The sequence below is a fragment of the Amycolatopsis ponsaeliensis genome, assembly GCF_030182635.1.
Classification (GTDB): domain Bacteria; phylum Actinomycetota; class Actinomycetes; order Mycobacteriales; family Pseudonocardiaceae; genus Amycolatopsis; species Amycolatopsis ponsaeliensis.
Genome location: NZ_JAPZLD010000024.1, coordinates 100,877 through 113,918 on the forward strand (window position 1 = coordinate 100,877; position 13,042 = coordinate 113,918).

Sequence of the window (13,042 nt, forward strand, 5' to 3'; positions counted from 1 at the left end):
TCGAGCGGCCCGCTCAGGGCACAGCTCGCTCCCGTGAAGGACTCAACGATGCGTTTTCAACGACTTGGCGACCGCGGCCGGGAAATCCCGGTCGTGCTCGACGCGGCCGGGCGGGCGTGGGACCTCCGGCCGTTGACAGCGGACATCGACGGCGCTTTCCTCGCCGACGACGGTCCCGCCGGCACCGCCGACGCCCTGGAGCTCGGGCTCCTGCCGGAGCTGGACACCACGGGCCTGCGCGTCGGCGCCCCGGTGAGCCGCCCCGGAAACCTGATCTGCATCGGCCTGAACTACTCCGACCACGCCGCGGAAACCGGTGCCGAGCCGCCACGCGAACCGGTCGTGTTCCTCAAGGCCACCAACACGATCGTCGGACCCGACGACACCGTCCTGCTCCCGCGCACCAGCTCGAAGACCGACTACGAGGTCGAGCTCGCCGTCATCGTGGGCAAGACCGCCCGCTACCTCGCGACACCGGAGGACGCCGCCGGGGTCATCGCGGGCTATGCGATCTCCGACGACGTCAGCGAGCGCGACTTCCAGCACGAACGCGGCGGACAGTGGACCAAGGGCAAGTCCTGCGAGACCTTCAACCCGCTCGGCCCGTGGCTCGTGACCGCCGACGAGGCCGGCGACCCACAGTCGCTCGGCCTGCGGCTCGCCGTCAACGGGCAGCCCCGCCAGGACGGCAGCACGAAGAACATGCTGTTCGGGGTAGACCACGTCCTCTGGTACCTGAGCCAGTTCATGGTGCTCGAGCCCGGTGACGTCGTGAACACCGGCACTCCGGCCGGGGTCGCCTTCGGCGCCAACGACTTCCCCTACCTCTCGGAAGGCGACGAAGTGACCGTGAGCATCGACGGCTTGGGCAGCCAACGGCATCGGGTGGGCCGGGCATAGCCATGCGTGTCGACGCGCATCACCACCTCTGGCGGCTCTCGGCTCGCCCTCAGCCCTGGCTGGACGGCGAAGAGACGTCCTACATCCGCCGCGACTTCGGGGTACCGGACCTGCAGAAGGCGGCCGGGTCCGCCGGGATCGGCCAGACCGTGCTCGTCCAGGTCCTGCCCGACCTCGACGAGACCATCGAGTTCCTGGCCCTGGCCGAGGAGAACCCGCTCATCGCCGGTGTGGTCGGCTGGGCCGATCTCACCTCGTCCACGGTGGACTCCGACCTCGAGCGGCTGCGTGCCGTGCCCGGCGGTGAACTCCTGGTGGGCATCCGCCACCTGGTCCAGGCGGAACCGGATCCGCGGTGGCTGGTCCGCGACGACGTCCTGCGCGGCCTGCGGGCGGTGCGGGACGCCGGGCTCGCCTATGACCTCCTTGTCCTCCCGCATCAGCTGCCCGCGGCGATCGAGGCCGTCCGGGCGGTGCCCGGCCTCACCTTCGTCCTGGACCATCTCGGGAAGCCCCCGATCGCGACCCGCGAGGTCAACCCGTGGGCGATCCACCTGAAGACCCTCGCCGACGAGCCGAACGTGGCCGCCAAGATCTCGGGCCTGGTCACCGAGGCGGACCTCGAGCACTGGACAACCGAGGATCTGCGCCCCTACGTCGAGACCGCGCTGGCCGCGTTCGGCCCAGACCGGTTGATGCTCGGCTCCGACTGGCCGGTGTGCCTGCTGGCCGCGGGCTACGAAACCGTGTGGCGCACCACAGAATCCCTGCTCACCCGGCTCACCGACGCCGAGCGCGCCGAGATCTCCGGCGGCACCGCCGCCCGGATCTACCGACTGGACCAGCCATGACCACCGTCAAGCTCGCCTACGGCCGAACCGGACTCGACCTGGCCATCGACCCGGCGGTCACCACCGTCGTCACGCCGGTCCACCACCCGGTTTCCGAAGACCCGCGCACGGTCTTGCGCCGGGCACTGCGGGAACCCGTTGCGGGGCCACCGCTGCGCGAACGCGTCCGGCCCGGCCAGACGGTCGCGATCTCGGCCTGCGACGGCACCCGGCCACAGCCCCGCGAGCTGATGATCCCCGCGATCCTCGAAGAGCTGGACGGGATCGTGCGGCTCGAGGACGTCGTCGTGCTCGTCGCGACCGGCACCCATCGCGGCAACTCCGACGCCGAACTGCGCGCGATGTTCGGGGACGACGTGGTCGACACGGTCCGCATCGTCAACCACGACGCCCGCGACCGCGACCGCATGGCCTGGCTCGGCCGATTCGGCGACGACGTGCCCGTGTGGCTCAACCGCGAGTGGCTCGACGCCGACGTCCGGATCACCACCGGGTTCGTCGAGCCGCACTTCTTCGCCGGGTTCTCCGGCGGCCCGAAGCTCGTCGCCCCCGGCCTGGCGGCACTGGAGACCGTGCTGGTCCTGCACGACGCGGGCCGGATCGGCAGCCCGCGGGCGACCTGGGGCGTCATCGAGGGCAACCCGGTGCACGACGACGTCCGCGCGATCGCCGCGGCCGCGGACGTCACCTTCGGCTTCGACGTCATCCTCAACCGGGACAAGGCTGTCATCGCCGCTTTCGGTGGCGATCTGTTCCCGATGCACGCCGCGGCCGTCACCGTGGCCCGCACGGTCGCGATGCGGCCGGTGCCCGCGCTGTTCGACGTCGTGGTCACCACCAACTCGGGCCACCCGCTCGACCAGAATCTCTACCAGGCGGTCAAAGGCATGTCGGCCGCGTACCGGATCGCCAAGCCCGGCGCCACGATCGTCTGCGCCGCGGAGTGCCGCGACGGGTTCCCCGACCACGGGTCCTACCGCGAAGTGCTCGCGTCGGCGAGCTCGCCCGGCGCGCTGCTGGCCGAGATCGCGGCCCGCCCGGTGACGGTGCCCGACCAGTGGCAGGTCCAGATCCAGGCGAAGATCCAGCACGACTGCCGGGTCGTCATGCACACCGGCTACCTCACCGACGCCGAGCTCGCCACCGCGCACCTGACCCAGACCACCGACATCGCCGCGACCGTGGCCAAAGCACTGACCGCCGCGGGCCCCGGCGCGCGAGTCTGTGTCCTGCCCGAAGGCCCGCTCACCATCCCCTACGTGAACGGAGAAGCGTGATGACCGCACTCCGCACGGCCGATCTCGGCCACGCCCGGGTGGACCTCGACCGCGAACGGCGTCAGGGACTGCCTGAAGTCGTGTACGCGCCTGGCAAACAGCCCGACCAGATCAGCGCGATCGTCACGACCCTGCTGGCGCACAACACCGGGCCGGTCCTGGTCAGCCGCGTCGAAGCCGAAGTGGCCGAGCAGGTCCTCGCCGACGTGCCGGACGGGCGCTACGAAGCCGGGGCGCGGCTGCTGGTCTGGCGGTCCGCACCGATGACCGCCGAACTGGACCAGCCGGGCTACACCGCGAACGGCCGCGATCGCTGCTACTTCTGCAAGTCCACGGTGCTCGGTACGATCGCCGCGCTTGCCCGGTCGCACGGCATCGAGGTCGTGGCCACCGGCACGAACGCCGACGACGCGGCCGACCCGTTCCGCCCCGGGATCCGGGCAGGCGACGAGATCGGCGTCGTCACTCCCCTCCGGGACGAAGGCTTGAGCAAAGCGGACGTACGAGCGATCAGCGTGTTGTGGCGTCTGTCCACAGCGGACAAGCCGGCGATGCCCTGCCTCGCCAGCCGGGTCCGGTACGGGGTCCCGGTCACGATCACCACGCTCGCCCGGATCGAGCGGGCCGAAGCCGCCGTCCGGTCCGTGCTCTCACGCCGCGGCATGATCTGCCGTGACCTGCGGGTACGCGATCTCGGCGGCCACGCCCGCGTCGAACTCGATGCCCCGCTGGCCGAGTGGCTCTGCCACGACGGCGAGATCCTGCGCCTGGTCCGGTCCCAAGGCTTCGCCGGAGCCACCGTCACGACCTTCCGCGCCGGCGCGCTCAACCACGGGCCCGGACAACACCCGGAAAGGAAGACGCGATGCTGCGCTATCCGCTGCTGCACCCACCGCTGCTCGGCGCGCTGGCCGCGACCGGGCACGGGTCGCAGATCCTCATTGCCGACGCGAACTACGCGCACGCGACCAACGTCCATCCCGGCGCCGACGTCGTGTACCTGAACCTGCGTCCCGGGCTGGTGGGGATCGACGACATCCTCACCTCGCTGCTGGACACGGTGCCCGTCGAATCGGTCGTCGCGATGCGACCGGACGACGGCAGCGTCCCCGCGTGCTGGGCCGGGTACGAGCAACTGCTCGGGCCCGAGATTCCGCTCCGGCCGATCGCGCGGCTCGAGTTCTACCAGACTTGCCGCCGCCCCGACGTCGCGTTGTGCATCGCCTCCGGTGACACCCGGCACTACGCGAACCTGCTGCTGACCGTCGGTTTCCTCCCGGAGTCCCCCGGGTAGCGGGCGCGTCTCACGGAGCACCCGTCAACGGCGATCAGGTGCCCGGCGCAACCGGATCCGCGAGCACCACTGGAGCACTGTCGTGACACCGTCATCAGGACTTCCCGGCGGACCTGCCGGGGACACCTACGCCTCGCCGCAGGGCCAGACGATCAGCAACGGGGTACTCGACCCCAACATCGTCGACCGGCTGACCGAAGTCGGCGCCGAACAGTGGTTGTACAACGGCGTTTCTCAGGAACAGTGGCAACTGCTCCCGTCATGACCACCCCTACAGCCGAGACGGCACTGTTCGGCCGGCATTCACACGATCGGTGTCACCACAAAAACGCCCAAGCCGGCTGTCAGCCGGCTTCCAGCAGAAACCGAGGAGCACGCCATGTCGAGGTCCTTGACCGACGAGGCGATCGACCGGATCCGGGGCTTCGTCCAGTCCGGCCGGTTCCCCGCCGGCGCGAAGCTCCCCCCGGAGCAGGAGCTCGCCACCGAGCTGGGCATTTCGCGCAGCCCGATGCGCGAGGCGGTCAAGGCCCTCATCATGGCCCGGGTCCTGGAGATCCGACGCGGCGACGGTACCTACGTCACGAGCCTGGCACCCAGCCTGCTCCTGGAAGGTCTCGGCAACGCCGTGGCCCTCATGGGCGGCGGCACGGTGCTCGAACTGACGGAGGTGCGCCGGCTGCTGGAACCCGCCGCCACCAGGCTCGCCGCCACACGAATCACCGAAGACGAACTCGCCGCCGTGGCGGAACTCCTCGACGCGATGTGCGAGGCCGTCGACGACGTGGAGCGCCTCACCGTCCTGGACGCGGCCTTCCACCGCACGGTGATCGCCGCGACGGGCAACGAAACCCTGACCACCCTGCTGGAGGGAGTATCCTCCCGTACCCTGCGCGCCCGGATCTGGCGCGGCACCGTCGACCGCGGCGTCACGAACACAACCCTGGCCCAGCACCGGGCCATCTACACCGCGTTGGCCAACCGCGACGCCGACGTCGCCACCGCCGCGGCCCTGATGCACGTGGACACCTCCGAACGGTGGCTGAGAGCACACCTGGCGGATGCCCAAGAGCTGGATGCCGAGTAACGTCCACATTGGACTGGCCGAGAGTTTTCGTCCTCGCGCACCGGACTCGATCGACCGGCGACGGTAGGCTGCCTCGGTGAGCACCGCTGCGTTCCTACCCGAAGGCGGATGAACGGCCCCGGGTGGGGCTTTCGAGCAGGTCGCGCAAGTCCCTGGACCACCCCATCGCGAGCAGCGCCCGCTCTCCCGACGCGACCAGATATGCGTGTACCGCGCCAAAATGCGGTTTTCGGCCCGTGAGCTGCGGTTTTGTGACCGGTTCAGGCTGCGCGGTGGTATTCGCCACACGCAACATCATCATCGGTTTCTCCTTAGCCTCTTTCTGCCAACCCGTTTCGACGGGCGCGAATTCGTGGTCGGACGACTGGGCGACCCGGGAGTTTTGCGGAAGGGGCGACGGGGCCATGCGTGGTCACGTCACGAGCGCGTCCGGGCGGTGAGCCGTTCCCAGTTGCCGTGTGCGATCGCGTCGCGCTCGGCGTCGCTCAGGTCCGCGTTCTCCAGGAAGCGGCGGGCCTGGCCGGCTCCGGTGTCCACGAACGGATAGTCGGTGGCATACATGATGCGTTCGACGCCGACGACGTCGATGGCCCAGTGCAGGTAGCGGTCGCTGAGGTCACCGCTTCCGGTGTAGGAGACGTTTGAGCGGAGGTAGTCGATGAGCTGACGTTCGAGGGGGAGCTGCCCCCACTCCTGCATCTTGGCGAGACGCTCGATGTAGAAGAGCACCACTTCGCCCCAGTGTCCGGTGACGAGCTGCAGGTCCGGGTGCCGGTCGAAGGTGCCGGAGAGGATCAGGCGGAGCAGTTGCACGCCGGTCTCGTAGTGCCAGCCGATGCCGGGGCCACCGAGCAGGTAGTCGATCGCCGGGTCGATGCCGGAGTAGTAGGCGTCGCGGACTGCGGGGACCGGCATCTGGGGGTGGAGGTAGACCGGTGCGCGCAGCCGTGCGGCCGTGGCCCAGATCGGCTCGAAGTCGGGGTGGTCGATGTTCTTCGCCCCGGTCCGGCCGACGATCATCGCGCCGGCGAAGCCGAGTTGCGTGACCGTGCGGTCGAGTTCCTCGGCGGCCGCCGCCGGGTCGGGGGTCGGGAGCGTCGCGAACCCCTCGAACCTGTCCGGATGCGATCGGATCGCCGCGGCGATCGCGTTGTTGGCTTCCCGGGCGAGCGGCACCGCCACGTCCGGGGCCAGGTTCTGCACTCCGGGCGTGGTCACCGACAGAACCTGCACATCGACGCCTTGGTCGTCCATGTCGGCCAGGCGCCTGGCCCCGAGGTCCAGCAGCCGCTCACCCAGCGTGCCACGCTCGGTGAACCGCGTGTAACCGTCGCGTTCGGCGTCTGGGGCTCCCTTCCAGGCCTCCGCGATCCGCGGAGTCGCCAGGTGCTCTTCCAACGCAATGATCTTCCGCATGGCCACCTCTCCTCTTGCCGGCCACCGCCTCCTGGTGGACAACGTACACCTCTGGTGTACGGCGTGCACCTTGTGGATAGACTGTTGTCATGGCACGAAGCACCGGACAGCACGCTGGCCTGTCGCGGCGCCAGGTGCTCGACGCCGCGCAGGAGCTCCTTGCCGAGCGTGGCCTGGACGGCTTGACCATCCGCTCCCTCGCCGAACGGCTTGACGTCGTGCCGAACGCGGTCTACCGGTGGGTCGACAACAAAGCCGCCCTGCTCGACGCTCTGATCGACGACACCCTCGCCGCCGCCGAGGTCTCGCCCGGCACCGCAGCACCGTTGGAAGAACTGCACAGCTTGCTGCTCGCCGTGTTCGACGCGATCTGCACCCGCCCGGCGCTCGCCCCGCGCTTCCTCGACCGCCGGACCTCACCCGGCCCCACGGCCAGCGCCATCCGGGAGCAGATCGAGCGACTGCTGCTCGACGCCGGGGTGTCACCGCGCGCCGCGGCCACCGCGACGCCGGTCCTGCTGGTCCATGCCCTGGGCTTTGCCGCCTTCGTCCAGCAGACCGAGGGTGAGCCACGCCTGCTGCACGGCGCCGGCATGGGAACCCCCCGCGAGACGTTCACCAGCGGTCTCGACTGGCTGATCAGCGGCATCGCCGGCTGAGTGCCGATCCCGGCGGGATACGTCGTCCGCTGTCGAGCTGGACTTTCGCTCATGCCCGCCGCTGCCCGATTTCCGCGCCAAAGCTGCAGGGGTGGTCCCGCCGACGTCGACGGTGTGGTGGGTGAGCGGGTTCGGTCACGACAGGCTCTCCAGGACGTTGCGGCCCAGGACGGCGGACGCGGCGGTGACCCCGCCGATCATCGCGCCGCTGATGCCGGCGGCGACGACGTCCTGGCCGCTGAAGTACAGCCCCGGGACCGGGGAGTGGGCGCTGATCCAGCGTTGCCGGAATCGCTCGGGCGTGTGCGCGAGCGACATGAAGTCGCCCTTCGTGCGGCCGAGGAAGTGGTTGAAGCTCAGCGGGGTGGCCAGTTCGACGTGCTCGATCTTGCCCGCCAGCTGGGGGCAGAACCGCAGGACCTGGCCGAGCAGTTCGTCGGTGAGCCGCTGCTTGAGCCGGTCGTACTCCTCGCCCCGGCGCATCCACCGGGTGCCGGCGAACGGCTCGAACAGCGACCAGGTGGTCAGCCCGCAGATGTCGATGGTGGTGCGGCCGGGGTAACGATCTTCCCAGGACGGATCCTTCGCCGAGGGGAACGAGAGGAAGTACACCGGCATGGGCTGCGTGTGCGGATCCGCCTGGTAGGCGGTCATCCGCTCGCGCAGGTCCGCGCCGGCGTGCGCCCAGATGTTCCCGCCACCGAGGCCGAGCTCGGCGGTGGACTCCTTGATGCCGATGTTCAGCGCCACCCAGCCGAGGGACAGCTCCCGGTCCTGGCAGTGTTCGGCCAGCCCGGTCGCGGCGGCGACGTCGGCAGGCAGCAGCCTGTTCACCGTCGTCTCGATGCCGGCGTCGCTGATCACCACCGGGGCGCGGAAGACGTGGCCGTCGGTCATGGTGACCCCGCGGCACACCCCGTCGGACTCGACCAGGACCGAGGCGACCTCGGCGCCGATGAGCACTCGGCCTCCCGCCGCCCGGATCGTCTCGGCAATCGTCTCGGCGATCCGGCCGGACCCGCCGACCGGGAAGTTCGCGCCGTCGATGTAGTGCCGGATGAGCATGGCGTGCATCGCGAACGAGGCCCGCCAAGGCTCGAGGGAGTAGTCGCCGAAGTGTCCACAGAGGACGGCGACGAGCTCTTGGTCGCTCGTCAGCTCGGCGAGCACCTCGGTGACGGTCCGGTCGGCGTACTCCAGGAAGGGTGCGCAGAGCTGTTCGTAGGTGTCGTCGGCGATCGACGGCGGCAGCGCGCGGTGCGCGAAGAACGTTTTGGCCGAGCGGGTGACGTCGAAGACGAGGCGCACGTAGGTGTCGATCGCTTCGGCTTCGTCCGGGAAGTAGCCCTTCATCCGCTCGGTGAACTTCGCCACGCCCGAGGGGAACTCGTACTCGCGGTCGCCGATGACGATCCGGTTGTAGACGTCCGGCATCGGCGCCCACTCCAGCGCACCGCCGCTGATGTGGTCGAAGACCCGCCGCAGGGCGCTCGTCGGCCGGTGCACCTCGCCCAGGTAGTGCAGACCCGCGTCCCACTCGTAGCCGGCCCGGCGGAACACCTGCGTGCAGCCGCCCGCCGTGGTGTGGCGCTCCAGCACGAGCACACGGTTTCCTTCGCGCGCGAGCAGCCCCGCGGGGGTGAGGCCGCCGATCCCGGACCCGATCACGATGGCGTCCCAGTCGTCGTCCACCTGGCTCCGCACGTAACTGTCACCGCTGCGCATGTTCACCTTCCCCGAGCTGACTTCGAAATACCGAAGTCAGGTTAGGATGCTGGGTACGGTCGGCGCAAGTCAGCCGGCGAAGCCGAGAGGTGACGATGAATACCGATGCCGACGCGGTCTGGGACCGCGACGCCTGGGACCTGGACCCGGACGCGGTGGCACTGGCCCTGACCGTTATGGCGCCCCCCACCATGGGCGTGATCATGCGGGAGGCGGTCTACGGCACTCGCCGGTTCGAGGACTTCCTGCGCCGGACGGGGATGAGCCCAGGGGTGCTCTCGGCCCGGCTGCGCGACCTCGTCGCCCAGCAACTGCTCGTCAAGGTCCCCTACCGCGAGCCAGGGTCGCGGGAGCGGGCGGAATACCGGCTCACCGACAAAGGCCGCGACCTGATCCCGGTCATGGTGGCCATGATCGGCTGGGCCGACCGGTGGCTGACCGGAGACCGCGGGCCCACCGTGTCGCTGCGCCACGGCGGCTGCGGCGCACCGGTCGAGGCGGTCCTCAAGTGCACAGCCGGCCACGAAATCCACGCCGCACACGACGTCACCGCGACCCCCGGACCGGGCGCGCGGCGACGCGACAGCTGATCCGCAGGTCACCTCCTTGACCGGCTGTTTGAAAGCCTCGGTGACAACACCGTCGAGAGGGCCGTGTTCAGGCGTACGCTCCGGACATGGTCGGCCGCAACAACTTCGGTGAACTGTTACGAGGCTGGCGGGACCGGCTGTCGCCCGCGGAGGTGGGGCTGTCGGTGACCGGTCCCCGGCGGGTGCCAGGACTGCGACGCGAGGAACTGGCCGGCATGGCGGGTGTCTCGGCCGACTATCTCCGCCGGCTGGAACAGGGGCAGGGTCGGCCGTCAAGGGCCGTGCTGGACGCGCTGGCCGGGGCGTTGCGGCTGAGCCGGGGCGAGTACGAGTACTTCTGCATCCTGGCCGGTCACGCCGCCACCGGGACCGGCATGGTGCCGAGGCGCATCGACCAGGGCGCTCGGCGGCTGCTGGACCGGCTCGAGGATCTGCCCGTGTGTGTCTGCGATGCCGCGTGGACGATCATCGAGTGGAACGCCGCATGGACCGCGATGTGGGGCTGGGACGGGTGCCTCGGATCGGGCCGGGAGCGGAACGTCGCCTGGCGGCTGTTCACCATCGAGCCCGGCTCGACGTCACGGCTGTCCGAGCGCCGCCTGCGGGCGGAGACGACGATCGTGGCCGATCTGCGCACCGCGGTCTCCCGGTATCCGGCCGACCGACGGCTGGCCGCCATGATCGCCGATCTGCTTGCCGTCAGCGACCGGTTTCGCGCGGTGTGGGAGAACGGGTCGACGGCCCGGCACCACGACGACCGGTTGACCGTGCAGCATCCCGCGGTGGGCGACCTGACCCTGGACTGCGACACGATGACGATCGGCGACGACGACCTGCGTCTCATCGTGTTCAGCGCGGAGCCGGACTCGGCGGACGCCGCGCGTCTGGCGCTGGCTCGGACGGAGTCGTTGCCGGCCAAGTGAAAGCGACCCCGAACGGCTCAGTCGTGCGGGGACACCGGAGATGACGTCCTCGCCGTGGGCGCCATCCTGGCCCGAATTGGGCCAGGATGGCGCGACCCACGGCCCATACCCTCACCCCGGGTGCGATCCGTTCGCCACCCGGTCCGGTTCCCCCTTCGTATTGGAGACGGCGTGTTTCGTACCGCCACTGTGCTCGTCCCCGTCCTGGCGTGCGTGGCGCTGGCGGTTCCGACGGCTGGTTCGACGGTCGGGCCGGCGCCGATCGCCGACTCGCAGGATCCCACCGCCGCGCCCGCGTTCGTGGGCCGTCCGGCCGCACCCCGGCCGCTCCCGGCGAACGCGCAGTTCACGCCGCGAGTCGGCGACATGCACGGTGACGGCGGGAACACCAATTCCAGTCCCTTTCCCGGCCCGCTCGGTTCACGACCGGCCACGACCAGCGCCGCGGCGAAACTGAGCCCGCTCGTCTTCGACCCTGCCGGCAGGCTGACCGCCGGCCACGTGAACACGAGCACCGGTACCCCGCTCTACGGCGTCGCCGTCGCCGATCCCCGCACGCTGGCGGTGACAGCCGAATGGGACGCGCCGGCTGGGCAGACGCTGAATCTGGGCTACCTCTACCAGAGCGCCACCGGCGAGGTGCTGGTCACCTCGCGGGAGGGGCATGTCTACGTCGTCGACCGCGACGACTCGGCGGCCACCCCGGTGCTGCACTTGGTCCGGGACGTCGATCTCGTGGCCGGTGGGGTGCTGACGCAGGGGCAGAGCCTGCTCAACGCCGCTTTCGACGCTGACGGCGACATCTGGTTCACCACGGGCGGCATCGTGGGGCTCGGCCAGGACGCCGGCACCGCCACGACCCTGGGCTACATCCAACCCGACGGCCTGGTCCACTCGCTGACCATCGCGAACGAGGCCGTGGAGAACGGGATCGCGGTCAGCGACACGACCGCGTACGTCGTGACCGGACCGGTCGCGGCCGACCGGTCGAACGCGACCGGCGCGATGTACGCCTTCGGGCACGGGGGCGCCACCACGGTGACGACGCTGTGGAGCCAGCGCTACGCGGGCGGCAGCGCCCGCAAACCGGGTGGTTTCGCCCGTGGCTCCGGTGCGACGCCGACGCTGCTCGGCAACCGGTACGTGGCGGTCACGGACAACGCGGACGACCAGGTCGCGCTGCTCGTCTACCGCCAGCCGCCAGCACCCGCCGGGCGGTCGCAGCTCGTGTGCCGCGTGCCGCTGTTCTCGCCGGGGGCGAGCGCCAACGACATCGGCCTGGTCGGTACGCAGACCGGCGACGAGGACAGTGTGCTCGTCCTCAACAACGACAACGCTCCCGCGTTCCAGGCCGCCCCGGCGGACGTCAACGGCGCGTTCAATGCCATGACCGCGATGTCGCCCGGCGTGGAGAAGGTGTCCGTCGCGGCCGGCGGCTCGGGGTGTCCCGTGAACTGGAACACGCCACTGCGGGTCAAGTCGGTGCCCGTCCTGTCGACGGCGACGGGCCTGGTCTACGGCTACACGCAGGACTCGGACCTGGCGGCCGGCGGTATCTACGCGTGGTATTTCGTTGCCGTGGACTACCGCACGGGTTCGGTGGTCTGGCGGGTCAGAGCCGGCGGCGGCGGGACTTTCAACGACGACTACAAGGCGGCGACGCTCGGCCCGGACGGCACCCTCTACCAGGGAGTCCTGGGCGGCGTGGCGATGCTGGCCGGGCCGTGCGCGTCCGCGGTGAGGCCGGGATGACGCCGGACAACCTGCACGAGTTCTTCCTGGGGGCCGCCGGTGTGGCCGGGGCGCTGGTCGGCCTGCTGTTCATCGCCATCTCGGTGTCTCAGGAGCGGCTGGCCGAAAGCAGCGAGACGCAGATCCACCGGGTTCGGGCGGCCGCGGCGCTGACCGCCTTCAGCAACGCGCTGGCGGTGTCGCTGCTGGCGTTGATCCCCGGCGTCCGGCTCGGCTGGACGTCGGTGGTGGTGGCCGCCGCCGGTCTGGCGTTCATGATCGCGTCGTCGTTGTCCCTGCTGCGGCTGCACGCCCTGCGCCGGCGTCACCCACGTGATCTGGTGTTCCTGTTCGCGTCGGTGGCCGTCTTCGTGATCCAGCTGGTGGCGGGTCTGGACCTGTTCGCCCGCCCGGACGACGCGGTCCCCGCCCGGAGCATCGCTGTTCTGGTCGTCGCTTGTTTCATGATCGGCGTCGCGCGGGCTTGGGAGCTGATCGGCGGCCCGACGATCGGCCTGCGGCGCGAGATCGACAAGCTGATGCACGACGACGATCGCCGAGATGAGGACACCGCCGGCCGCTGATCCCG

At 70.2% G+C, this 13,042-nt stretch carries 15 protein-coding genes; 12 read left to right on the forward strand and 3 right to left on the reverse strand.

The window, feature by feature from the left end; all coding sequences use genetic code 11:
• Positions 1-48: 48 nt before the first annotated feature.
• The 7 genes from QQ657_RS31770 (at position 49) to QQ657_RS31800 (ending at position 5,409) form a co-directional block, all read left to right on the forward strand.
• Positions 49-900, forward strand: a complete 852-nt coding sequence (locus QQ657_RS31770) for a fumarylacetoacetate hydrolase family protein (protein WP_284745958.1) — start codon at positions 49-51, stop codon at positions 898-900.
• Positions 901-902: 2 nt separating this feature from the next.
• Positions 903-1,751 carry an amidohydrolase family protein gene (locus QQ657_RS31775; RefSeq protein ID WP_284745959.1) on the forward strand — a complete coding sequence of 283 codons (849 nt, stop codon included), beginning with the start codon at positions 903-905 and terminating at the stop codon, positions 1,749-1,751.
• Positions 1,748-3,028, forward strand: a complete 1,281-nt coding sequence (gene larA, locus QQ657_RS31780; protein ID WP_284745960.1) for a nickel-dependent lactate racemase — start codon at positions 1,748-1,750, stop codon at positions 3,026-3,028. Before QQ657_RS31775 ends, larA begins: the two co-directional genes overlap by 4 nt.
• Positions 3,028-4,032 carry an ATP-dependent sacrificial sulfur transferase LarE gene (gene larE, locus QQ657_RS31785; RefSeq protein WP_284745961.1) on the forward strand — a complete coding sequence of 335 codons (1,005 nt, stop codon included), beginning with the start codon at positions 3,028-3,030 and terminating at the stop codon, positions 4,030-4,032. Before larA ends, larE begins: the two co-directional genes overlap by 1 nt.
• Positions 3,936-4,322 carry an RbsD/FucU domain-containing protein gene (locus QQ657_RS31790; RefSeq protein WP_284746016.1) on the forward strand — a complete coding sequence of 129 codons (387 nt, stop codon included), beginning with the start codon at positions 3,936-3,938 and terminating at the stop codon, positions 4,320-4,322. Before larE ends, QQ657_RS31790 begins: the two co-directional genes overlap by 97 nt.
• A gap of 82 nt (positions 4,323-4,404) precedes the next feature.
• Complete coding sequence (locus tag QQ657_RS31795; protein ID WP_284745962.1) at positions 4,405-4,587, forward strand: hypothetical protein; 183 nt, start codon at positions 4,405-4,407, stop codon at positions 4,585-4,587.
• 114 nt (positions 4,588-4,701) lie between these two features.
• Positions 4,702-5,409, forward strand: a complete 708-nt coding sequence (locus tag QQ657_RS31800; protein WP_284745963.1) for a FadR/GntR family transcriptional regulator — start codon at positions 4,702-4,704, stop codon at positions 5,407-5,409.
• A gap of 94 nt (positions 5,410-5,503) precedes the next feature.
• Here the strand turns inward: QQ657_RS31800 and QQ657_RS31805 are convergent, their stop codons facing one another.
• Together QQ657_RS31805 and QQ657_RS31810 are read right to left on the reverse strand one after the other, a co-directional pair.
• Positions 5,504-5,710, reverse strand: coding sequence for a hypothetical protein (locus tag QQ657_RS31805; RefSeq protein WP_284745964.1), 207 nt, complete (start codon positions 5,708-5,710; stop codon positions 5,504-5,506).
• Positions 5,711-5,826: 116 nt separating this feature from the next.
• Positions 5,827-6,825: an amidohydrolase family protein gene (locus tag QQ657_RS31810; protein WP_284745965.1), complete on the reverse strand. Its 999-nt coding sequence runs from the start codon at positions 6,823-6,825 to the stop codon at positions 5,827-5,829.
• 89 nt (positions 6,826-6,914) lie between these two features.
• On the opposite strand from QQ657_RS31810, the gene QQ657_RS31815 reads away from it, so the two are divergent.
• A complete protein-coding gene (locus tag QQ657_RS31815) occupies positions 6,915-7,484 on the forward strand; it encodes a TetR/AcrR family transcriptional regulator (RefSeq protein WP_284745966.1) in 570 nt (189 codons plus the stop codon).
• A gap of 135 nt (positions 7,485-7,619) precedes the next feature.
• Here the strand turns inward: QQ657_RS31815 and QQ657_RS31820 are convergent, their stop codons facing one another.
• Positions 7,620-9,209, reverse strand: a complete 1,590-nt coding sequence (locus QQ657_RS31820) for a phytoene desaturase family protein (protein WP_284745967.1) — start codon at positions 9,207-9,209, stop codon at positions 7,620-7,622.
• Between the two features lie 95 nt (positions 9,210-9,304).
• On the opposite strand from QQ657_RS31820, the gene QQ657_RS31825 reads away from it, so the two are divergent.
• The 4 genes from QQ657_RS31825 to QQ657_RS31840 all read left to right on the forward strand — a co-directional run bounded on the left by QQ657_RS31825 (position 9,305) and on the right by QQ657_RS31840 (position 13,037).
• Entirely contained in the window at positions 9,305-9,799 is a 495-nt protein-coding gene (locus QQ657_RS31825) for a winged helix-turn-helix transcriptional regulator (protein WP_284745968.1), read from the forward strand.
• An 86-nt stretch (positions 9,800-9,885) separates the two neighbouring features.
• On the forward strand, positions 9,886-10,722 hold the full coding sequence (locus QQ657_RS31830; protein ID WP_284745969.1) for a helix-turn-helix domain-containing protein: 837 nt from the start codon (positions 9,886-9,888) through the stop codon (positions 10,720-10,722).
• A gap of 171 nt (positions 10,723-10,893) precedes the next feature.
• On the forward strand, positions 10,894-12,474 hold the full coding sequence (locus tag QQ657_RS31835) for a hypothetical protein (RefSeq protein ID WP_284745970.1): 1,581 nt from the start codon (positions 10,894-10,896) through the stop codon (positions 12,472-12,474).
• Complete coding sequence (locus QQ657_RS31840) at positions 12,447-13,037, forward strand: hypothetical protein (RefSeq protein ID WP_284745971.1); 591 nt, start codon at positions 12,447-12,449, stop codon at positions 13,035-13,037. Before QQ657_RS31835 ends, QQ657_RS31840 begins: the two co-directional genes overlap by 28 nt.
• Positions 13,038-13,042: the final 5 nt, after the last annotated feature.

Bases quoted from the DNA above. Each gene is read 5' to 3' on its own strand.
- QQ657_RS31805 (WP_284745964.1), bottom strand. From the start codon at position 5,710: ATGATGATGTTGCGTGTGGCGAATACCACCGCGCAGCCTGAACCGGTC.
- QQ657_RS31800 (WP_284745963.1), top strand. From the start codon at position 4,702: ATGTCGAGGTCCTTGACCGACGAGGCGATCGACCGGATCCGGGGCTTC.
- QQ657_RS31825 (WP_284745968.1), top strand. From the start codon at position 9,305: ATGAATACCGATGCCGACGCGGTCTGGGACCGCGACGCCTGGGACCTG.
- QQ657_RS31815 (WP_284745966.1), top strand. From the start codon at position 6,915: ATGGCACGAAGCACCGGACAGCACGCTGGCCTGTCGCGGCGCCAGGTG.
- QQ657_RS31810 (WP_284745965.1), bottom strand. From the start codon at position 6,825: ATGCGGAAGATCATTGCGTTGGAAGAGCACCTGGCGACTCCGCGGATC.
- QQ657_RS31770 (WP_284745958.1), top strand. From the start codon at position 49: ATGCGTTTTCAACGACTTGGCGACCGCGGCCGGGAAATCCCGGTCGTG.
- larE (WP_284745961.1), top strand. From the start codon at position 3,028: ATGACCGCACTCCGCACGGCCGATCTCGGCCACGCCCGGGTGGACCTC.
- larA (WP_284745960.1), top strand. From the start codon at position 1,748: ATGACCACCGTCAAGCTCGCCTACGGCCGAACCGGACTCGACCTGGCC.
- QQ657_RS31830 (WP_284745969.1), top strand. From the start codon at position 9,886: ATGGTCGGCCGCAACAACTTCGGTGAACTGTTACGAGGCTGGCGGGAC.
- QQ657_RS31820 (WP_284745967.1), bottom strand. From the start codon at position 9,209: ATGCGCAGCGGTGACAGTTACGTGCGGAGCCAGGTGGACGACGACTGG.
- QQ657_RS31775 (WP_284745959.1), top strand. From the start codon at position 903: ATGCGTGTCGACGCGCATCACCACCTCTGGCGGCTCTCGGCTCGCCCT.